Annotated in this window: 20 protein-coding genes; 8 read left to right on the plus strand and 12 right to left on the minus strand. The window is 65.8% G+C overall.

What is annotated here, in order from left to right:
* Positions 1–33: 33 nt before the first annotated feature.
* The gene (locus RQP53_RS07480; protein WP_315649596.1) at positions 34–783 is read left to right on the plus strand and encodes a PEP-CTERM sorting domain-containing protein; all 750 of its coding nucleotides are present in this window, start codon (positions 34–36) and stop codon (positions 781–783) included.
* A gap of 115 nt (positions 784–898) precedes the next feature.
* Here the strand turns inward: RQP53_RS07480 and RQP53_RS07485 are convergent, their stop codons facing one another.
* The 4 genes from RQP53_RS07485 to RQP53_RS07500 all read right to left on the minus strand — a co-directional run bounded on the left by RQP53_RS07485 (position 899) and on the right by RQP53_RS07500 (position 5,531).
* Positions 899–2,281, minus strand: coding sequence for a DUF1501 domain-containing protein (locus tag RQP53_RS07485; protein WP_315649597.1), 1,383 nt, complete (start codon positions 2,279–2,281; stop codon positions 899–901).
* Positions 2,282–2,300: 19 nt separating this feature from the next.
* Positions 2,301–4,004 carry a DUF1800 domain-containing protein gene (locus RQP53_RS07490; protein WP_315649598.1) on the minus strand — a complete coding sequence of 568 codons (1,704 nt, stop codon included), beginning with the start codon at positions 4,002–4,004 and terminating at the stop codon, positions 2,301–2,303.
* Between the two features lie 176 nt (positions 4,005–4,180).
* Complete coding sequence (locus RQP53_RS07495; protein WP_315649599.1) at positions 4,181–4,819, minus strand: CoA transferase subunit B; 639 nt, start codon at positions 4,817–4,819, stop codon at positions 4,181–4,183.
* Between the two features lie 10 nt (positions 4,820–4,829).
* The gene (locus RQP53_RS07500) at positions 4,830–5,531 is read right to left on the minus strand and encodes a CoA transferase subunit A (protein ID WP_315649600.1); all 702 of its coding nucleotides are present in this window, start codon (positions 5,529–5,531) and stop codon (positions 4,830–4,832) included.
* 245 nt (positions 5,532–5,776) lie between these two features.
* Between RQP53_RS07500 and RQP53_RS07505 the strand changes: the two genes are divergently transcribed.
* From RQP53_RS07505 to RQP53_RS07520, 4 genes are all read left to right on the plus strand, one after another.
* Positions 5,777–7,051, plus strand: a complete 1,275-nt coding sequence (locus tag RQP53_RS07505) for a hypothetical protein (RefSeq protein ID WP_315649601.1) — start codon at positions 5,777–5,779, stop codon at positions 7,049–7,051.
* Positions 7,052–7,063: 12 nt separating this feature from the next.
* On the plus strand, positions 7,064–8,194 hold the full coding sequence (locus RQP53_RS07510; RefSeq protein WP_315649602.1) for a substrate-binding periplasmic protein: 1,131 nt from the start codon (positions 7,064–7,066) through the stop codon (positions 8,192–8,194).
* A gap of 75 nt (positions 8,195–8,269) precedes the next feature.
* Entirely contained in the window at positions 8,270–8,671 is a 402-nt protein-coding gene (locus tag RQP53_RS07515; protein ID WP_315649603.1) for a PaaI family thioesterase, read from the plus strand.
* Positions 8,672–8,681: 10 nt separating this feature from the next.
* Positions 8,682–9,248: a LuxR C-terminal-related transcriptional regulator gene (locus tag RQP53_RS07520; RefSeq protein ID WP_315649604.1), complete on the plus strand. Its 567-nt coding sequence runs from the start codon at positions 8,682–8,684 to the stop codon at positions 9,246–9,248.
* A 2-nt stretch (positions 9,249–9,250) separates the two neighbouring features.
* Here the strand turns inward: RQP53_RS07520 and RQP53_RS07525 are convergent, their stop codons facing one another.
* Positions 9,251–10,165 (minus strand): DMT family transporter, encoded by a 915-nt coding sequence (locus RQP53_RS07525; RefSeq protein ID WP_315649605.1) that lies wholly within the window; start codon positions 10,163–10,165, stop codon positions 9,251–9,253.
* A gap of 92 nt (positions 10,166–10,257) precedes the next feature.
* Positions 10,258–11,067 carry an AraC family transcriptional regulator gene (locus RQP53_RS07530; RefSeq protein ID WP_315649606.1) on the minus strand — a complete coding sequence of 270 codons (810 nt, stop codon included), beginning with the start codon at positions 11,065–11,067 and terminating at the stop codon, positions 10,258–10,260.
* A 262-nt stretch (positions 11,068–11,329) separates the two neighbouring features.
* Between RQP53_RS07530 and RQP53_RS07535 the strand changes: the two genes are divergently transcribed.
* The 3 genes from RQP53_RS07535 (at position 11,330) to RQP53_RS07545 (ending at position 15,175) form a co-directional block, all read left to right on the plus strand.
* Positions 11,330–11,692, plus strand: a complete 363-nt coding sequence (locus RQP53_RS07535) for an HU family DNA-binding protein (protein ID WP_315649607.1) — start codon at positions 11,330–11,332, stop codon at positions 11,690–11,692.
* Between the two features lie 178 nt (positions 11,693–11,870).
* Entirely contained in the window at positions 11,871–13,784 is a 1,914-nt protein-coding gene (locus RQP53_RS07540; RefSeq protein ID WP_315649608.1) for a B12-binding domain-containing radical SAM protein, read from the plus strand.
* Between the two features lie 128 nt (positions 13,785–13,912).
* On the plus strand, positions 13,913–15,175 hold the full coding sequence (locus RQP53_RS07545; protein ID WP_315649609.1) for an alpha/beta hydrolase family protein: 1,263 nt from the start codon (positions 13,913–13,915) through the stop codon (positions 15,173–15,175).
* A gap of 13 nt (positions 15,176–15,188) precedes the next feature.
* Here the strand turns inward: RQP53_RS07545 and RQP53_RS07550 are convergent, their stop codons facing one another.
* The 6 genes from RQP53_RS07550 to RQP53_RS07575 all read right to left on the minus strand — a co-directional run bounded on the left by RQP53_RS07550 (position 15,189) and on the right by RQP53_RS07575 (position 19,717).
* Positions 15,189–15,932, minus strand: coding sequence for a substrate-binding periplasmic protein (locus RQP53_RS07550; RefSeq protein ID WP_315649610.1), 744 nt, complete (start codon positions 15,930–15,932; stop codon positions 15,189–15,191).
* 81 nt (positions 15,933–16,013) lie between these two features.
* Complete coding sequence (locus RQP53_RS07555) at positions 16,014–17,195, minus strand: PLP-dependent cysteine synthase family protein (protein ID WP_315649611.1); 1,182 nt, start codon at positions 17,193–17,195, stop codon at positions 16,014–16,016.
* A 69-nt stretch (positions 17,196–17,264) separates the two neighbouring features.
* Positions 17,265–17,531: a hypothetical protein gene (locus RQP53_RS07560; RefSeq protein ID WP_315649612.1), complete on the minus strand. Its 267-nt coding sequence runs from the start codon at positions 17,529–17,531 to the stop codon at positions 17,265–17,267.
* Positions 17,532–17,813: 282 nt separating this feature from the next.
* On the minus strand, positions 17,814–18,071 hold the full coding sequence (locus RQP53_RS07565) for a hypothetical protein (RefSeq protein ID WP_315649613.1): 258 nt from the start codon (positions 18,069–18,071) through the stop codon (positions 17,814–17,816).
* Positions 18,072–18,253: 182 nt separating this feature from the next.
* Positions 18,254–18,904: a YceH family protein gene (locus tag RQP53_RS07570; RefSeq protein WP_315649614.1), complete on the minus strand. Its 651-nt coding sequence runs from the start codon at positions 18,902–18,904 to the stop codon at positions 18,254–18,256.
* A gap of 30 nt (positions 18,905–18,934) precedes the next feature.
* Positions 18,935–19,717 carry an SDR family oxidoreductase gene (locus tag RQP53_RS07575; protein WP_315649615.1) on the minus strand — a complete coding sequence of 261 codons (783 nt, stop codon included), beginning with the start codon at positions 19,715–19,717 and terminating at the stop codon, positions 18,935–18,937.
* Positions 19,718–19,882 lie beyond the last annotated feature (165 nt).

Here is a 19,882-nt window from a genome sequence, read left to right on the forward strand (position 1 = left end):
TTCGCGGCCTATGGCCGCAAAACCGGAGGATTTATGAAGTCTGTGACATCCAAGCTGTTCACGGTCGTTGGTCTGAGCGCCCTGCTCGCCGCGCCACAGGCCTTTGCAGCAAAGACCGGCGTGACCGATCTGCGCGCAGCCGTCGGCCATGCCCAAACCAGCAATGTTGGCCGTCTGCCGACCGCTGCCGGCAGCTACACCATCACCTTCGACGAAGGCCGCGTCGCCGAGGGTGATTGGCTGGACAACCAGTACGCCGACTGGGGCGTGACATTCCTTGCCCCCGCCTTCGAAGGCAATGACAGCCCCAACGGTGCCTGGGCCACCAACACCGACATGACCATCGTCACGATCGGCAATGGCAACCATGGCGGCCTCGGCAGCCCCTCGCTGGCCAGTGGCAACATCTTGCACTCCTACGATGGCTGGCTGGGTGAAGACGGTGATCCGAGCTTCTACCTGGCCTTCTCGGCCCCGATCAAGCACTTCAGCGTCGACTTCGCCGGCGTGGCGCTGCCGGACAGCACCTCGATCCAGGTCTATGACGTCAACGCCAGTTTCCTCGGCTACGCCGTGGCCAGCTCGACCGGCCAACTGACGCTGACTTATGACAGCGCCACCCCAATCGGCTATGTCGCCATCACCGCCGGCGAGTACAACGACTGGGTCGGCGTCGACAACATCAGCTTCACCGTCGCCGGTGTCCCGGAACCCGAGACCTATGCGCTGATGGCCATGGGCCTGGGCGCCCTGGCGCTGGTGCGCCGCCGCCGCCAGCAGTAAGCAGGACCGGCGCACCGAGCGCTCGGTGCACCGCAGCAAAGGGCCGATAACGTCGGCCCTTTTTTCCTTTCCGCAAGCGCCCTGCCGGGGGTCAGGTCTTGCCATAGCCCGGTGCTCAGGCAAACAAGCCCAGATCCTTCAGGCTGTAATTGCCGATCTGCGGCATCACCCGGGGCAGCTCGCTGGCGCTCACCCCCATCCAGCGGGCCAGCGTGGCGCCAAGCTGATCAACTGCGGTGCTCGGCAGCAAACGCCCCTGCCCCACATCGTCCGGCCCGTTGACGGCCACCACGGGCAGCTGTCCCCAGAAGCGCCCGCCCTGGACCGCACCACCGAGCACAAAGTGATGACTGCCCCAGCCGTGGTCGGAACCATCGCCGTTGGAGCTCAGCGTGCGCCCGAAGTCCGAGGCGGTGAAGGCGGTCACCTGGTTGGCCACGCCCAGCTCGACTGTCGCGTTGTAGAAGCTGCTCAGCGCATCGCCCATACTGCTCAGCAGGCCGGGATGCTGCGCCAGCAGGAAATCGTGCAGGTCGAAGCCGCCCAATGAAACAAAGAAGACCTGGCGCGCGGCTCCCAGCGCCTGCCGTGCGGCAATCATCCGCGCCACCATCTGCAACTGCATGGCCAAGCTGTTGGCCGTGTCGAAACTGGTTTTCAGCGCCGGCAGACTGCTCAGGGCCGAGGCGACCGCACTCTGCGCACCGATGGAGCGGCTGAGCACGCGATTGAGCTCCTGCTCCATCCAGTGCGTACGCGGCGCAGTGATCAGGCCGCGCAAGGCATCGGCACAGGCTTGCGAGCCGAACAGCGGACGGCTGATGCCATTGATGGCCACCGCGCCGTTGGTCGACATCTGGTACTGCACCGCCTGCTGGCCCGACATGAAGACCGCGTTGCCGCTCACATTGACGCAGCTGAAGGTCGCATTGCCATTGCTGGCCAGGAACTGATCGCCGATGCGCCCGCCCCAGCCGCTGGTGGCCCCTTCCGGGTTGGAGGCCTGCCAGACGCTTTGCTGATCGTTGTGCGAGAACAGCTTGGGCGGCAGCGGCACGCTTTGCGCCTTGTACTGTGCCAAGGTGGTCGGCTGCACCAGCGTGCCGACATTGAGCAGCACGCCCAGCTTGCCGGCATCAAAAATGGGTTTGAGCTTGGTCAGTTGCGGCGCCAGCGCCAGCTGCCGCCCGCCGGGCAGCGGCACGCTGGGCGTCAGGGCCGTGGCGGCCAGCTGTTCGCGCGGCGTCGCCAGGCTCTGGCGAATCGTGGCATAGGCCTGGTAGCTGGCGCTGTCATAGGGCACGACGGTATTGCCGTAGTCATTGCCGCCGTACAGAAAGACGCAGACCAGCGCCTTGTAGTCGCCCGGCTGCGTCGCCGCCGCGGCCTCGCCGATGGCGGCCAGGTTCAGCGCCCAGGGGCTGGCCACGCCGGCCACCGAAACCGCCGAGGCCCGGCGCAGGAATTCGCGGCGCTGGAGTTGTTGAAGTCTTGTCATCGTCATTGCTCCGCCGCGTTCACTTCTGCACCAGGTACTCGGGCGAGGCCATCACCAGCAGAATGCTGGCCAGCACCCGGTTCAAGCGGCCCGTCTCCGTATCAGCCTTGATGCTGCCGACGGCATTGCTGATGCTCTGCCGCGTCACCGTGCTCAAGCCATCAGCAGCCAGCAGCAAGGCATGGCGATTGACCAGGGCCGGCGCATCAGTGGCCAGCGGTAGCTCCGCCGAGTAGTCGGGCTTGAGCTCGCCGAGGCCGGCGGGCAGCACCGATTGCATGAAGTTCAGGTAGGCCGCGACCGTGCTTTCATTGCAGAGTTGGAACTCCGGCGCGGTGACAGCCTGGCTGCCCAACGTCGAGTTCGGCGGCAGATAGCCAGGCCGGAAGAAGTTGAACGCCGTCGGGCTGCGCAAGGGGCTCTGGCCCAGGCGCGTCGCACTGTTGGAGAGGTCGCCGATATTCCACAGCTCGGTCGGCGACTTCAAACCGAAGCTGCGCGCCCACTGGATGAAGCGAAGCACCGGCTCGCGCAGCTTGCCGCTATCAAGACCTGACCCCACGGTGCGCGCCTCGCTATCCAGCAGAATCGCCTTGATGACGGCTTTCATATCGCCTCGCTGACCCTGGCCGTTGTTGTTGAACGCCTGCGCCACTCTTTGCACATAGGCCGGCGAGGGGTTGGAACAAACCAGACGCTGTATCAGTTGCCTGCCGATGAAGGGGCCCACATTGGCATGGCCGGCCAAGGTGTCCAACGCGATCTTCATGGCCGTGGGCCCATCGGCCGTGGCCGGAATATCGACCTGCAGCACCCGCTTGGCGCCGCTGGAGAATCGCGCCGGCTTGTGTGTCATCGGCCATTGCACAAAGGCCGGATCGGTAGGGCTTGCCCCGTCGGCGTCCCAGCCGGTGAACACGCGGGCCAACTCGCTGATCTGCGCTTGGCTGTAGGTCTCGATCGGCTTGCCAGCCACCAGTCTCGGGCTGCCATCGAGATTCAACTCATACAGACCGATCGTGAACAGCTGCATCAGTTCGCGGGCATAGTTCTCGTCCGGCAGGCGGCCGCTGGCCGCGTCTTCCTTCAGATTGCCACGCAAATTCAGATAACTGCCCATGCCGACCGACAGCGTCACACCCTCGATCAGGGCACGAAAACTGCCGAAGGCGCGGGCCTCCAGCATGTCGACATAGCTGGCCACCGCCAGGCCTCGCCAGCTGATCGGCAGCCCATTCATCGAAACGACAAAGATTTCGCTCAGGGCCAGCACCACCCGCTGACGCAGCACATCGGGCGAGCTGATGAACTTGCGCCACAGCGTGTTGTCGACGCCGGCAAAGTCATTGCGGTGATCGACCGTGGCATAGCCCTTGGCCACCATCCAGTCATAGTGCGATAGCGTGCGCGGCGCGGCAAACTGATCATCCAGCCAGGCCGCATAGCCCGTCGCCTTGACCCGCGCGATCTCGGCCCCGGTAGCCGCAAAGCCGGCCTGCGCCAGAAAACGCGCGGCCTCGGCATCAGTGGCGGGAGGTGGCGGTGAGGGCACCGGTACGGGTACCGGTGCCGGTGCCGGAGTCGGGGCCGGTGTCGGACCGGGACTTGCAGGCTCAGCCCCGCCGCCACCGCAGGCGCTGAGCAGTGCGGCTGCCCCCAGCGCCGTCGTCAGCGCCGCGGCCGATGTGAGCGGCGGCCTCTCGGTGTCGGTCGGTTCTTGCACGGCAGGCGCTCCTCGAATCACTGGACAAAGCCGCGCAGCCTAGCAGCGGCGCAGGCTGCTGCACGGCCGGCAATGTATCCACCGGTAAGCCGGCCGCGAGCAACTCCAGCAACGAAAAAGGGCCGGCAATGGCCGACCCTTGATGCTGAACTTGAGGCTTCTTTAGGCGATGGTGCTCACAGCAGCGGGACGCCAGTCTTGGCCTGCACCTGTTCGCGCGTCACGCCATCGGCCAGTTCGACCAGCTTCAGCCCCTCTGGGGTCACGTCCATCACGGCCAGGTCGGTGATGATGCGATTGACCACGCCCTTGCCGGTCAGCGGCAGCGTGCACTCGGGCAGGATCTTCAAATCTTCGCTGCCATCCTTCTTCTTGGCCACGTGCTCCATCAGCACGATGACGCGCTTGACGCCAGCGACCAGATCCATCGCGCCGCCCATGCCCTTGACCATCTTGCCGGGGATCATCCAGTTGGCCAGATCGCCGCGCGCGGTGACCTGCATCGCGCCGAGAATGGACAGATTGATCTTGCCGCCGCGGATCATCGCGAACGAATCATGGCTGCCGAAGATCGACGAGCCCGGGATGGTGGTGACGGTCTGCTTGCCGGCATTGATCAGATCGGCATCAACCTCGTCCTCGGTCGGGAAGGGACCAATGCCCAGCATGCCGTTCTCGCTTTGCAGCCAGACTTCGACATCAGCCGGCACATGGCTGGCCACCAACGTCGGGATGCCGATGCCGAGGTTTACATAGAAGCCGTCTTGCAGTTCTTGGGCAGCACGGGCCGCCATTTGGTCTTGGGTCCAGGCCATATCGTTCTCCTCAGACGGCAGCGCGAGTGATGCGCTTCTCAATGCGCTTTTCGGGATTCGGGTTGTGCACGATGCGATGCACATAGATGCCCGGCAGGTGGATCGCGTCCGGATCCAGCTCGCCGATCTCGACGACCTGCTCGACCTCCACCACCGTGATTTTGCCGGCCATTGCGGCGGCGGGATTGAAGTTGCGCGCGGTGCGGCGGAAGACCAGATTGCCGCTCTTGTCGGCGATATGCGCCTTGACCAGGGCCACATCGGGCGCCAGCGCCCGCTCCATCACATAGGTCTGGCCGTCAAACTCGCGCAGCTCCTTGCCATCGGCCACGATGGTGCCGACGCCGGTGCGAGTGAAGAAGGCCGGAATGCCGGCGCCACCGGCGCGCAGTTTCTCGGCCAGGGTGCCCTGGGGCGTGAACTCCAATTCCAACTCTCCGGCCAGGTACTGGCGCTCGAACTCCTTGTTCTCGCCGACATAGCTGGAGATCATCTTCCTGATCTGGCGGGTTTCCAGCAGCTGGCCAAGGCCAAAGCCATCAACACCGGCGTTGTTCGAGATCACCGTCAGATTCTTGACACCGCTATCGCGCAGTGCGGCGATCAGCGCCTCAGGAATGCCGCAAAGGCCAAAGCCGCCAACGGCCATCAGCTGGCCGTCTTTGACGATGCCGTCCAGCGCAGCAGCGGCGCTGGGAAAGAGCTTGTTCATCAGGATCTCCAAAAACAATCGGTGACTCAGACCGCGCCGAAGCGTACACCGGAAGCGCGGCACTGGGCATTACGTAGATTTGATTATCGGGTCGTATCAGTTACACAAAAGACTTCAAGTCCGCAGCCTGCCATACGATATGCAGCGAAGGAGCGGCACTGCCCCAGGGATGGATGGGCTGCACCGGTCAAATGGGAGTCAGGATGTTTGAGTGCCTCCTTCGCTGCGGCGGACCGCGCGGCGTCGTGAACCGGACAGTTCAAGCACTGCGGCTTGCGCCGCTGCTTGTGCCGCTGCTGGCGGCCACCACGGCCCATGCCGGCATCGAGGGCGAGGGCTGGTTGCTTGAAGGCTTCGGCAGTCTGGCATTGAACCGCTCCAACGACGCCGTCGCCACCGTCCGCGCCGATCCGCGCAATGCCAGCGGCACCACGCTGGGGCGGCACCAATGGGACGGCGATTCGCTCGCCTCGCTGCAGTTGACCGTCAACCCCCAAGGCAGCCTGCGCGGCGTCTGGCAGGTGCTGGCCAAGGACGATATCGCCGACCGCTTCCGCCCCCGCAGCGAATGGCTGTACGCCAGCTGGGATGCCAGCGCCCAGTGGAACGTCAAGCTCGGCCGCATCGTGCTGCCGGTGTTCATGCTCTCGGACACGCGCAACCTCGGCTATGCGCAAACCAATGCCCGGCCGCCTACGGTGCTCTACGGCGTCAACCCGATCAGCAATATGGACGGCGCCAGCACTTCCTGGACCGGGCGCGCCTGGGGTGGCGTGCTGGCTGCCGACGTCGCACTGGGGCGTACCCGCGTCACGCTGGCCCAGGGCGACCTGCACTTCGATCGCATCGGCGGCCTGGCGGCCCGCTGGAGCCGCGGCGGCCTGACACTGCGTGCCGGCCTCACCTCCTACCGGGCCGATCTGAATTCCCCCACCGTCACCGCGGCGCTGCAGGCGCTGGCCTCGGGCGCCACCGCCTGCATCAACTGCGCCACCGTGCTGGCCGATCGGGTCCGGCAGAAAGGCTTCAGCGGCCGCATCCTCGCCCTGGGCGCCAGCTATGACGCCGGCCCCTATGTGCTGCAGGCCGAGCTGGCACAGCGCAGCAGCAACAGCACCCTGGCCAACAACGCGATCGGCTGGTACGCACTGGCCGGCTACCGCTTCGGCAGCCTGACCCCCTATATCGGCGCCGGCAGCGTGCAGGACCAGGAACCGCCGCTGGGTCTGCAGACCGCACCCGGCGCGCCGCCGCAGGCCGTGGCGGCCAATGCGGCCTTCGAGCAATACCTGCGCTCGCAGGGCGGCCGGCGCAGCACCGAGCTCGGCCTGCGCTGGGATGTGCAGGAGGGTGTGGCACTGAAGCTGCAATGGGAACACCTGCTCAAGGTGCGGGATCGTGTCTACAGCGGCGGTGCCGTGCTGGCCTTCCCGGCGCCGCCACCGATCGGCAGCTACCGCGGGCCCGCCTTTGATGGCAGCGTCGAGCTGTTGACCTTGAAGCTGGACTGGGTCTTCTGAGTCGCGGCCGCCATGAAGTCCCCGCCCCTGCTCCAGCTCCTTACGCCCTGGCTCAAGCTGAGCCTGGTCTGGCTGCTGACGGGGCTGGTCCTCGGCGGCGAGGCCTGGAGCCAGAGCCGCCCGCTGCGGGTGCCCGCCGTGACGTCCTGGGGCATGCCGTTCGCGATGTACCGCGACGGCAAGCTGGTCGGCGGCATCAACTACGACATCGTGCAGGCCGTGGCCGATCAACTGCATCTGCAAACGAATTACATCAGCTACCCGCGGCCGCGCGTCGACCTGGCCGCCGTGGCCGGCGAATTCGATCTGCGCTGCCAGATCAGCCCGGAATGGGTGCGCTCGCCCGAGGCCTATGTCTGGAGCAGTGCCCTGTTCGAGATGACCGACAACCTGATCGGCCATGACGCGATCGGCGCGCCGCGCACACTCGAGCAGTTGCCGGTGGGCGCCGCCATCAGCACGGTGCTGGGCTTTGTCTACCCGCAGCTTGAAGAACGCTTTCAGGACGGCCGGCTCAAGCGGGAAGACACCGTCGCCGTCGATCGGATGCTGCGCAAGCTGAGCCTGCGCCGCACGCCCTACGCGGTGGCCAATCAGCGCGATATCGCCTGGTACCAGCGCAACACGCCCGACCACAATATCGCCAGCTGGCGTCTGCCCGTGGCCCGCTACGACTATCGCTGCGCCGTGCCCAAGGCCAGCCCGGTCGATGCGGCGGAGCTGATGGGCGCGCTGGAGCGGCTCAAGCAGCAAGGCCTGATCGAGAAGATCCTGCAACGCTATGCCTTGCCGCAGTACGTGCTGGCGGTGTCCACACGCAGCAACCTGAACCGCCTGAGCCGCCAGGAGGTGATTGACCTCTTCCTCGGCCAGTTGCGCGAGCTGCCCGACGGCCACACGGCCTTGCTGGCCACGGTAGCCGGCTTGGCCCGCGAGGAGTTCTACCGCAGCCTGCTCGAGAAAGACGCGGCCCAGCTCAAGGCCATCTGGTCGCGCCAGGTCTTCAGCGGCCGGGCCAAGGCACCTAAGGAGTTCGGCGATGCCGAAGCCGCCCGCGCCTGGCTGCTGGCCACGCCCAACGCACTGCTGCTGCTGCCGGCCGAGGCCGTGGACGCCAGCGTGCGCGTGGTGTTCAGTCCCTGAGCCCCCTGTACCGCTGCCCACCGGCGCAAGCTGCGGATATGCTGCAGGGCTGTCACCGCCACTCCTACTTTCCTCATGGACGCCAGCCAGCTGCAAGCGCAAATCCCCGCCATCTTCGCCCCCTGGATCGCCGAACTTGGCCTGCAGGTGCTGAGCGCGGCCGGTGGTCAGGTTGAACTGGAGCTGCCGGTCAAGCCCAGCTTCATCCACAGCGGCGGCGTGATGTGCGGTCAGACGGTGATGGCCGCCGCCGACACCGCCATGGTGCTGGCGATGATGAGCCAACTCGGCGAGTTCCGCCCGATGACGACCGTACAGCTGCAGACCAGCTTCCTGCGTCCGATCAGCACGGCCAGTTGCCGCATCAAGGCCCAGGTGCTGCGCAGCGGCAAGAGTCTGGCCTTCGGCAGCATCGACATCGTCGATGGCGAGGGTCGGCTGGCGGCCCAGGCCACCACGACCTACGCGCTGCTGTGAGGCTGGCTGCATGCCCGGCGTGACGCTCGATTACCGCACCGCCTTCGAACTCGCACCGGTCGGCCTGGTGCTGAGCGAGAACCGGCTGATGCAGGACTGCAATGCCCAGGTGCTGGCGATGTTCGGCGCCGAGCGGGGCCAGTTCATTGGCCAGAGCTTTGAACTGCTCTACCCCAGCTCCGACGAATTCCAGCGCACCGGAGAACGGATCGTCGCCAGCCTCGATCGCCACGGCTACTACGCCGACAATCGCATCATGCGCCGCCTCGGCGGCCCCAGAGCCGGCGAGCTGTTCTGGTGCCACGTCGCCGGCCGCGCGCTCGACCCGGCGCGCCCTCACGCTCAGGGCATCTGGAGCTTCGAGGACCTGTCGCCACAGCGCCAGCAACTCAAGGCGGCATTGACGCCGCGCGAACGCGAGATCGCCGCACTGCTGATTGAAGGCCTGACCAGCAAGCTGATCGGCAAGCGCCTGGCGATCAGCCCGCGCACCGTCGATGTCTACCGCGCCCGGCTGATGAAGAAGTACGGCGCCGCCACCACACCGGAGTTGGTACACAAGCTGATGTTGGGCTGAGCTCAGTCCGGCCCGGTGGCAGGCCTGGCGCCGAGCAGGACCAGCATGGCCGTCAGCACGGCGCCCAGCCCGAACAACTGTCTGGCGCCCAGCATCTCGTCGAGCAGCAGCACCGACAGCAGCATGGCGGAAACCGGCATCAGCGCCGTCAGCATCGCAGCCTCGGCGGCCTGCAGCCGCTGAGCACCGCCATACCAGAGCAGAAAGCCTCCCACCGTTGGCAGCAGCGCGTAATACAGCACGCTGAGCCAGGCTGAAGCCGGCACGTCCCCGACGGCTGCCGCCCCACCCCACCACTCAGCCAGGGCCAACGGCAGCGACAAGAGCAGCCCGCAAGCGGCCATCACGGCGGACAGCTGCAAGGGCGCCAAGGGCTGGCGCAGCGCCTTGTTGAGCAAAATGAAGAGAGCCTCGCAGACGACGGCCCCGAGCAGCAGCAGATGGCCGAGTTGCAGCCCGGCGCCGCGCCCGGTGCCGGCCTCGGCGGCGCTGCCATGCTGAAGGATCAGCACGCCGGCGCTGGCCAGCAGCAGGGCCAGCAGCTGACGTGCGGTCGGCCATTGCCGCACAAGCAACAGCCCCAGCAGCGCGCTGACCGCCGGCAGCGTGCCCGAGATGACGCCGGCTTCGCTGCCCGCGCTCAAGGCCATGCCCTTGATCAGCAATACCGTATAGCCAACACTGCCGGCGCCGGACTGCAACAGCAACAGGCCCAGGTCGCGCCGCCCCAGTCGCGGCCAGGGCTGCGGCCGCCAGCGCATCAGCAGCAGGAACAAGGGCAGCGCCAGCGCGAAACGCAGCGCTGTCGCGCTGAATGGTGGCAAGCCGCCAGCAATCAGCTTGCTGGCGACCACCGTGCTGCCGACCAGCGTCATCGCCGCTCCCGCCATCAGCAGCGCCTTCGATCGTTCAGACATGCCGGCTTCCCCTCGTACGCAGGCAAAAGCGCCTGGCCCGCAGTCTGGCCGCCGCGCGGCATGAAAATCTTGAACGATATTGCGCGAGCGGCTCAGCGCTGTGCGCGGCGGTAGGCGCCCGGGCTCAGGCCGTAGCAGCGTTTGAACAGGCGGCTGAGATGGGCCTGATCAGCGAAGCCCGAACACAGCGCGGCCTCGACGAGGCTGCTGCCGGCGGCGATCGCCCGTCGGGCATGCGCCAGACGCAGCTGTTGCAGATAGGCATGCGGCGGCAGCCCGTAGCAGCGTGTAAAGCCGCGCAGCAGCTGAAAGCGGCTCATGCCGCTGTCAGTCGCGAGCCTCGCCAGGCTGGGCGCTTCCAGCATGTGCGCATGCAAACGGTCGCGCACCTCGCGCATGCAGGGATCGGCACTGGCAGGCGCCAGCCGCCGGCCGGCCAAGGGCAGCAGCGCCGCAAGCAACTCCAGCAGTGCCGCCTCCTGGGCCATCGGCGCAGCGGCCGCGCTGACGCAGCTGTCGAGCAAGCGCAGCAGGCCGTGCCGCGCGGGGCAGGCATCGAAGACCGGCGGCGTCAGCAGCTCTGGCAACGCCGGCTTCTGTTGCAAATCGCTGCACAGCTCGGCCAGCAAGGCCGGTTCCAGGTAGAACATGGTCCAGCGCCGGCCGCGCTCATCGAGCGCAACGCCATCGTGGACCTCGCCGGGGTTGACACTGACCAGTTGGCCCGCGCAGGCCTGCACCGGCCCGCGACCGCTACCCGAACGCTGACCGCCCTGCTCGATCAGGCCGATGCCATAGACATCGTGGCTGTGCCTGGGAAAGCAGTGTGAGCTTTGCATGCGCAGGCCAAACAGGCCGGCGACATGGCTGGGCAGCGCTTGGCTCAGATTGGACGAGGTCATCGGCCGAGCATGCCACGGCCGGGCCTGCGCTGCCGAAACTCACCGCCGGTTCAGCATCGCTCCGGCTTGGCATCGCCGTGATGCCCATCGCCGAGACTCGGCGCGGCGCCGGCGAAGCCGATAAACAGGGCGTTTGGCGGCCGCGTTGGCAAGACATGGCCCTGTTCATCGGCACTGGATGCAAACCCTTGCCAAAAAGCGCCTGTTTATCGGCCACAATACCGCCGCCCGGACTGATCGGGCTCAACCAAACTTTCGACGAATGAACAAGACCGAACTGATCGAACACCTGGCTTCCAAGCACGAGCTGACCAAGGCCGAAGCCGGCCGCATCCTCGAAACCCTGCTGGACGCCGTGGTCACCACGGTGAAGAAGGGTGGCGCCGTGTCCATCCCCGGCTTTGGCTCCTTCAAGCAGCACGCCCGTGCCGCTCGCACCGGCGTGAACCCCAGCACCGGCGACAAGATCAAGATCGCTGCCGCCAAGCTGCCCAAGTTCACCCCCGGCGCTGGCTTCAAGGCTGCCGTGGACCCCAAGGCTGCCGCTCGCAAGGCTGCCAAGGCTGACGCCAAGCCGGCCGCCAAGGCAGCTGCCAAGCCTGCCAAGAAGGCCGCCAAGAAGTAAATCAAGCGCGAGGCCTCGCGGCCTCTGATCGCCTGATCGCTAGCCCGACGCTGCAGCCGCAGCCTCGGGCTGTTTTATTTGCCGGGCCCAGCGCGGCGCCGGCGCGCCACTGCCCCCTTTGACGGTCGGGCCCTGAGATACTTGGGCTCGACGCCCTCCGCCCCGAATGCCTGGTCCGATGTCCGCCCCTGCCCCGCGCGTGCTCTCGCTCATCCCGCCGATGACGCAGCTGAACACGCCCTACCCGTCCACCGCCTATCTGACGGGCTTTCTGCGTTCGCGCGGCTTCGATGCGCAGCAGCGCGATCTGGCCCTGGCCCTGGTGCTGGCGCTGCTGTCGCGCGAAGGCCTCGCCGCGGTGCACGAGCAGGTGCTGGCCAAGCCGGAATTCGAACGCGGCCCGCAGCTGCAGAGCTTTGCGGCGCAGTTCGAGCGCTACCTGGCCACCATAGTCCCGGTGATCGCATTTCTGCAGGGCCGCGACAGCACGCTGGCGCACCGCATCAACACCCGGCAGTTTCTGCCCGAGGGCAAGCGCTTCGAATCGCTCGATGTCTATGTCGACGAAGACGGCGGCGATCCGCTGGCCTGGGCCTTTGGCGCGCTGGGCCTGCAGGACCGCGCCCGCCATCTGGCCACGCTCTACTTGAACGACCTGGCCGATGTGCTGCGCGAGGCGGTCGATGAGCGCTTTGAATTCGTCCGCTATGCCGAACAGCTGGCCACCAGCCAGCCGAGCTTCGACCCGATGGCTGCGGCGCTGTCAGCGCCACCCAATCTCGTTGACCAGACACTGGCGCGGCTGACGCTGCAGGCGCTGGACGAGACCGCGCCGGACCTCGTGCTGCTCTCGGTGCCCTTCCCCGGCAATGTCTATGCGGCGCTGCGCATTGCGCAGACCATCAAGGCCGCGCGGCCTTCGGTGCGCATCGTGCTGGGCGGCGGCTTCGTCAATACCGAGCTGCGCGAGCTGGCCGAGCCGCGCTTGTTCGCGCACATCGACTTCATCACGCTGGACGCCGGCGAGCGGCCGCTGCTGGCGCTGCTCGAGCATCTGCAGGGCCGCCGTTCGCAGCAGCGCCTGGTGCGCACCTTTGTCCGTGACGCCGAGTCGGGCGCGGTGCGCTACATCAATTTCGTCGAGCCCGAGGTGCCCTTCGAGGAGGTCGGCACGCCGACCTGGGACGGCCTGCCGCTGCAGGACTATCTGTCGCTGCTGGACATGCTCAACCCGATGAACCGGCTGTGGAGCGACGGGCGCTGGAACAAGCTGACCGTTGCCCATGGCTGCTACTGGAAGAAGTGCAGCTTCTGCGACATCTCGTTGGACTACATCTCGCGCTACGAGACCGCCTCGGCCGCCACTTTGGCCGACCGCATGCAGGCCATCGTCGCCGAGACCGGCCAGACCGGCTTTCATTTCGTTGACGAGGCCGCGCCGCCCAAGGCCTTGAAGGCGCTGGCCAGCGAGCTGATCGCGCGCGGCAGCAGTGTCTCCTGGTGGGGCAATGTGCGTTTCGAGAAAACCTTCACGCCCGAGCTCTGCCAGCTGCTGGCCGACAGCGGCTGCATCGCCATCTCCGGCGGCCTGGAAGTGGCCTCGGATCGGCTCCTGAAGCTGATGCAAAAAGGCGTGTCAGTCGAGCAGGTGGCGCGCGTCACCCGCGGCTTTGCCGATGCCGGCATCCTGGTCCACGCCTATCTGATGTACGGCTTTCCGACGCAGACGGTGCAGGACACCGTCGATGCGCTGGAATATGTGCGCCAGCTGTTCGAGAACGGCTGCATCCACAGCGGCTTCTTCCACCGCTTCGCCTGCACCGTGCATTCGCCGGTGGGCAAAAACCCCGAGGCCTATGGCGTGCAGCTGCTGCCGCTGCCCGACAGCCCTTTTGCCAAGAACGACGTCGGCTTCATCGACCCTAGCGGTGTCGACCACGATCAGCTCGGCCGCGCGCTGAAGAAGGCGATCTACAACTACATGCACGGCATCGGCCTGGACGAAGACGTGCGCAGCTGGTTCGGCGGCCGCGTGCCGCGCACTACCGTGCCTAGGCACAAGATTGCCAAGGCGCTCAGCCAGCCGGGCTGAGGCCATCGAACTTGGTGCAGAATGCGCGGCAGAAACGGGCGAGACAGCCCGAGGCCGCGGTCGCGGCAGCAGCAGCCGCGCGGGCACAAGGGTCACCCGCGGGCCATCGGTTCTATGCGGAGGAATTCATGCCCAGCCCCATCGACAACTCACTCAGCGCGCGCCCCTGCCCCGCGGCGCCAACACCCCCATCTTTTGCCAAGGCTGTTCAGCACGGCAGCCTGTGGCTGAGCCTCGCGCTGCTGAGCGCCTGCGGTGGCAGCCCCTCGCCGGCGCCAGCGCCAAAGCCCCCCGAACCCGAACCCGTGATCACCGGCCCCGGTGAATTCAAGGCTGCGGCGGCGCTGCCCGCGGTCAGCATCGAGGCCATCAATACCGCGTTGCGCGCGGCCGGCGCCAAGGCACCGGCCATCACGCCGCGCTATGCTGTCACGCCCTACCGGATTGAATACCTGACCATCGATGGCAGCGGCCAGACGGTGCGCGCCTCAGGCCTGGTCTGCGTGCCGGCCAAACCCAGCGGCGCGCTGAGCCCGCTGCTGGCTTACCAGCATGGCACGACCGCGCATGACGCCGAAGTGCCCAGCAACCATGCGGTGGCTGACGAAGCGGCCGTGGTGATGGCCTCGGCCGGCTATATCGTGCTGGCGCCGGATTACGTCGGCTATGGCGTCAGCAAGGGCCAGCCCCACCCCTATCTGTTGTCGGCGCCGTCGGCAGCCGCGGTCAATGACCTGCTGACCGCCTCGGCAACCTGGCGCAAGAGTGTCGGCATCGCCGACAACCAGCAGCTCTTCCTGGCCGGCTACTCCGAAGGCGGCTACACGACCGTGGCGGCCGCGCGAGCGCTGAGCACGGCGACCACCAAGCCACTCAGCACGCACCGCGCGCAGCTGCAAAGTGTGGTCGTCGGTGCCGGCCCCTACCAGACCAGCGTCACCATGGACGAGCTGCTGCGCCTGGTGAAGGCCGACAACCCGCTGCTGGCGGCGGTGCTGAACCCCGGCTTCCTGAAGCTCCTGGGCAGCGATGTGCGCGCCAAGGTGCGCAACGAGTTGCTGAAGAAGGCGCTGGGCAGCGATGCCGATGTGGTCTTCCAGAGCACTTTCCTGGACAACTACCTGGCCGACGATAACGAGGCAATTGAACGGCTCAGCAACGTTCACAACTGGAAGCCGGAAAAGCCGCTGCGCTTCTACCATGGCCGGGACGACCGCACGGTGCCTTACCCCAGCTCGACCGTCACGCTGCAGGCCATGCAGGCCCAGGGCGCCGGCGCCCTGCTGAGCCTGACCGACTGCGGCGCGCAGCCGGCCGGCCACCTGGAATGCGTGAAACCCTACTGGGACTTCATGATGGGCGAATTCGCCCGGGACGCTCGCGACTTGTAAACCGTTCCAAGCCCTACTCGTAGGGCCGCAGCAGGGCCGCCAGCCGGCCCTGCCGCTCCAGCGTCTCGAGCGCGGCATGCAGGCGCTGCAGCAGAGATTCGGGCAGATCCTTGCGGGCATACAAGGCGTAGCTGAGCTCATTGACGACGAAGGTCGGCGCAAACTGGCTCATTTCAAGACCACTCTGCCGCAGCGCGTGCTTCAGCAGATAGTCCGACGAGATCACCGCGTCGAGGCGACCGGCCGCCAACATGCGCACGCCCTGGAATGGGTCGGTGATGCCGAACTTGCGTATCTCATCGTCGTTATTGATGCTCTCCGAATAGAAGGCGCCGCGGGCCATGCCAAGCTGCTTTCCCTTCAGCTGCGAGACTGCCGAGATCGGCGCCAAATGGCGACTGATGATGATCGAGCGAAAGCTGTGCATACGCCCGACCCACACCGCTTCCGCGTCCATCTCGGGGTTCTTCAGCGCCAGCACCAGATCGGCCCAGCCATCCTTGAAACCCCGGATCAGGCGAGCATAGGCGCCCGATCGCATTTCCATGTCCACCTCGGCCTGCTCAGCCAAGGCGCGCATAAGATCGACGTGCATGCCAACGATGACATCGTCTCGACGCCAGGAGTACGGGGCAACATCATTGATCATGACCTTGAGCATCGGCTTCTCGGCCCGCACAGGCAGACCGACGGCGGCTAGCGCCACGCCCAGGCTGAGGCACAGGCTCAGCCGCCGCGCTGAGAAGAACTGACTCATCGGGGGAATACGACGTGGCTCATGGACGCATGACGATGCGGAAGAAAGCCGGCCCTTGCAAAAAACCGGTCGTGGCACAGTTTACGTGCGCATTCCGCCCGCGGGCGCGCCTTCTTCAAGCAAGGCGCCAGCCAGCCGCCAACTTGTCAACAATTCCTCTGGCCAACGGCCCTCCTGCATCAGCGCTGCGAGCGCCTGTGCCTCGGCGTCGCAGACCAAGCCCTGGGCCTGCAGCCAGTGGTCATCGTGATAACTGTGCCGGTAGCGTTCTCCGCCATCGCAGAGCAGCGTGACGATGGAGCCTCGCTCACCACGCTGCCGCATTTGCCGTGCGCAGGCCAAAGCGGCCAGCAGATTGGTGCCGGTCGAGGCGCCCACCGGTCGGCCCAGACGCGCGGACAAGGCCTGCATCGCGGCTATCGACCACAGATCAGGCAGCTTGACCATCGCGTCGATGGCGCGCGGCAGGAACGAGGCCTCAACGCGTGGCCGGCCTATGCCCTCAATGCGCGAGCCCTGTTCGATGCGCAGGCTGGCGTCGCCGCTCAGGTAATAGTCGAAAAACACTGAACGCTCTGCGTCAGCGCCGCAAACGCCTGTCTGGTGGCGGCCGTAGCGTACAAAGCGCCCCATGGTCGCCAAGGTCCCGCCGGTGCCAGCCGAACAAACGATCCAGCGCGGCACGGGGTGACGCTCACGCGCCATCTGAACAAAGATGGACTCGGCGATATTGTTGTTGCCGCGCCAGTCGGTGGCCCGTTCCGCGTAGGTGAACTGGTCCATGTAATGACCGCCAAGCTCGGCGGCCAGACGCTGCGACTCGGCATAGATCCGCGTCGGGTCTTGCACCAGATGGCAACGCCCACCCTGGAATTCGATCGCACGGATCTTCTCTGCCGATACGGTGGCCGGCATCACCGCCACGAAGGGCAAGCCAAGCAGGCGGGCGAAATAGGCTTCCGAGACGGCGGTCGAGCCGCTGCTGGACTCGACCACGGTCGAGCCCTCACGCAGCCAGCCATTGCACAGCGCGTAGAGAAACAGCGAACGCGCCAGGCGGTGCTTCAGGCTGCCCGTCGGATGGCTGGACTCGTCCTTCAGATAGACATCAATGCCATCGAAGCCAGGCAGCGCCAGCGGAATCAGATGAGTATCAGCCGAGCGCTGAAAGTCGGCCTCGATGCGGCGCAGCGCTTCGCGCACCCAGTCGCGCGAACGCTCAGCATCGACGAAAGCAGGTACGGAAAACGACGACGCAGTCATCTCCCGACTTTACCCGGCCCCAGGACGCATCCGGCCAAAAACGTTGCGCCCAAGGCTGGCTGACGCCCTTCAGCGCCCGGGCGTTGACGCGCCGCTATTGAGGACAGTCCGCCCCATGGTGCTCAGTGCATTGGGGCTCTCGCCGTCCAGGACGGTGACACCGATCTTCGCATCCTTCCCCTTGCGCGGGATTCGAGAACCAGTGATCAGCATGCCTTCGTCGCGCTCAGCAGCCGCCACTTCGGACTTGCCGGCGACCTCGGTCGTTGAGCAACCTGGCAGCGTCGACAGCGCCAATATGCCAATGCAAAGCATAGATGCAAGACGCATCTTCATAGAAACTCCCTCAAAACGTTATTGCTGCCGCAGCAGCTTATGTGCGGTCGTTGACCGGCGGTGGAACAGCCGCGCGATGATAATCAGTGCGAAGGCCCACGCCATCGTCCGGAGCCGTTGGCTGGCATTGGACGTGCGGCAGACGCCCAAGCAGCAAGCAGCAAGCAGCAGCTGGCTTTGCCTGGCACCAATCCGCCACGTAAAGCCCCGGCAGCTGCCAGCCGGCACGACGCCCGCTGCCACGGCCACCGGTACTGGTCGATCAGCCGCTCTGTTGATCGCCTATTTCGCGCCGCGTACGTCTGTGCCACTCAGCGGCACGTTGAGCGACTCTCGAATCTTCTCCTTGTCTTCCATAACGCTGACCTTCAGCTTCGACGCCGGTTCGCGCTTCGGGATGTTGGAGCCCGTTACATAGTTCTTTTCCGCCGGCTCATCGGCCGCATCGCCGGTCGGCGATTGCCCTGTGCTCGCACAGCCTGTCAGCCACGCTGCCAGGCTCACCGCGGCAATCAGTTGCACACCAGTTGCTGCATTCATCGTCACTCCCTCCTCATCGCTAGGTTCCGGACACGCATGACGGCAAGCACCGTGCTCGATCAGCTGCATCAGGATCGCTTGATTCTGGCCGGAGACGTGAAGCTTTTGAGTTAGTGCTTCTCACTAAGGCACACACGCCGGGCGGCATTCGCCCAGTGGACACCACGAGCGGGTGGGCAAGCTCAGTCAAGCACGCCGAGCGAGGCGCGCAGCGATGCCAGTTGCGCGCGCAAGGTCTCGACTTCAGCACGCAAGGCACGCTGCTCGCTTCTGAGCGCCTCTATCGCCTCATCGCGCAGCATGCCTTCCGATGCCGCCTCGGCGGCCTCAGGCAGGACCGGCTCACCCGACAGCAGATGCGCCCAGCGCTGCTCCCGAGCACCCGGCGCACGCGGCAGCTTGCGCACCAGCGCCGGCTCACGCTCGGCCAGTTCCTCGAGAAAACCCTCGACCGATGAGATGTCGGCAAAGCGGTGCAGGCGCTCGGTGTGCAGGCGCAGTTCGGCGGCGGTCAAAGGGCCACGCAGCATCAGCAGCGTCAGCAGGGCCTCGGCCTGGCCCGGCACACCGAACACCCGGCGCAGATTGTGTTCAAAGCGAACCACCCGGCTGCCGCTGACCGTGTTGACCAGATGCATGGCCTTGAGTTCGTCGACCGCCTGCAGCACCTCGGCCTCGCTCAGGTTCATCACCGGCTCACGCGCCGTCTTCTGGTTGCACCCCAGCGTCAGTGCATTGGCCGACAGCGGATAGCTGTCAGGCACCGTGTGCTGTTTCTCCACCAGCACGGCCAGCACACGCGCCTCGACGGCGCTCAGGATTCTCAAAGTCATCAGCGATTCACTCTTGTCGTGTCAAGGAACTCAGACACCAAAGCCATCGTCGGCCTGAATCACCGCGCCATTGATGAAGTTGCTTTCATTGGCGCACAGCATCAGCAGCGTGGTGTCCAGATCGCGGGGTTGGCCCACACGCTTGCGCGGCAACAACTCGACCAGCTTCTTGCCCTGCTCGGTGCCCCAGTGGTGGTGGTTGATCTCGGTGTCGATATAGCCGGGGCAGATCGCATTCACATTGATGCCGTACTTGCCCCACTCCAGCGCCATCGCCCGCGTCATGTGGATGACGGCCGCCTTGCTCATCGAATAGATGCCGATCTGGCTCAGCACCCTGAGGCCGGCCATCGACGCGATATTGACGATGCGCCCCCCGGTGAAGGTGCCCGGCGCAGCACCGCGTGCCCGCGCCAGCATCCGTTTGCCGACTTCCTGGGCGACGAAGAAGGCGCCGCGCACATTGGTGTCCATCACGAAGTCGTAATCGTCGGGGCTGACCTCGGTGAGCTTTTGCGTGGTGCTGACGCCGGAGTTGTTGACCAGGATGTCAATCGTGCCCATCTCGGTCTCGGCATGGGCCACGGCGGACTTGATGCTGTCCAGGTCGGTGACATCCAGCTGCACCACATGAGCGTCGCCGCCATTGCCTTCAATCTCGGCGCGCAGGGTCTTGAGCCGCTCGATGCGCCGCCCGGCCAGCACCACCCCGGCGCCAGCCCGCGCCAGCGTCTTGGCAAACTGCGCGCCCAGGCCACTCGAGGCCCCGGTCACCAGGGCCACCCGGCCCTCCAGATCAATGCTGTAACTCATCGCTGCCGTCCTTCAGAAAAGCTGCCGTGACGATAGCATGCAGCCCCTGTTGCGACGGTGAAAAGCAGCCTCTGTGCTGCACTTCAGCGCGGCCCCGACATCGACTCTAGAGCGGCATGACTAGGCATAAAAAGCACGATCGTTCTATTTTCCACTGACACCAGT

It is taken from the genome of Roseateles aquae (genome assembly GCF_032337115.1).
Taxonomy (GTDB): Bacteria; Pseudomonadota; Gammaproteobacteria; order Burkholderiales; family Burkholderiaceae_C; genus Roseateles_C; species Roseateles_C aquae.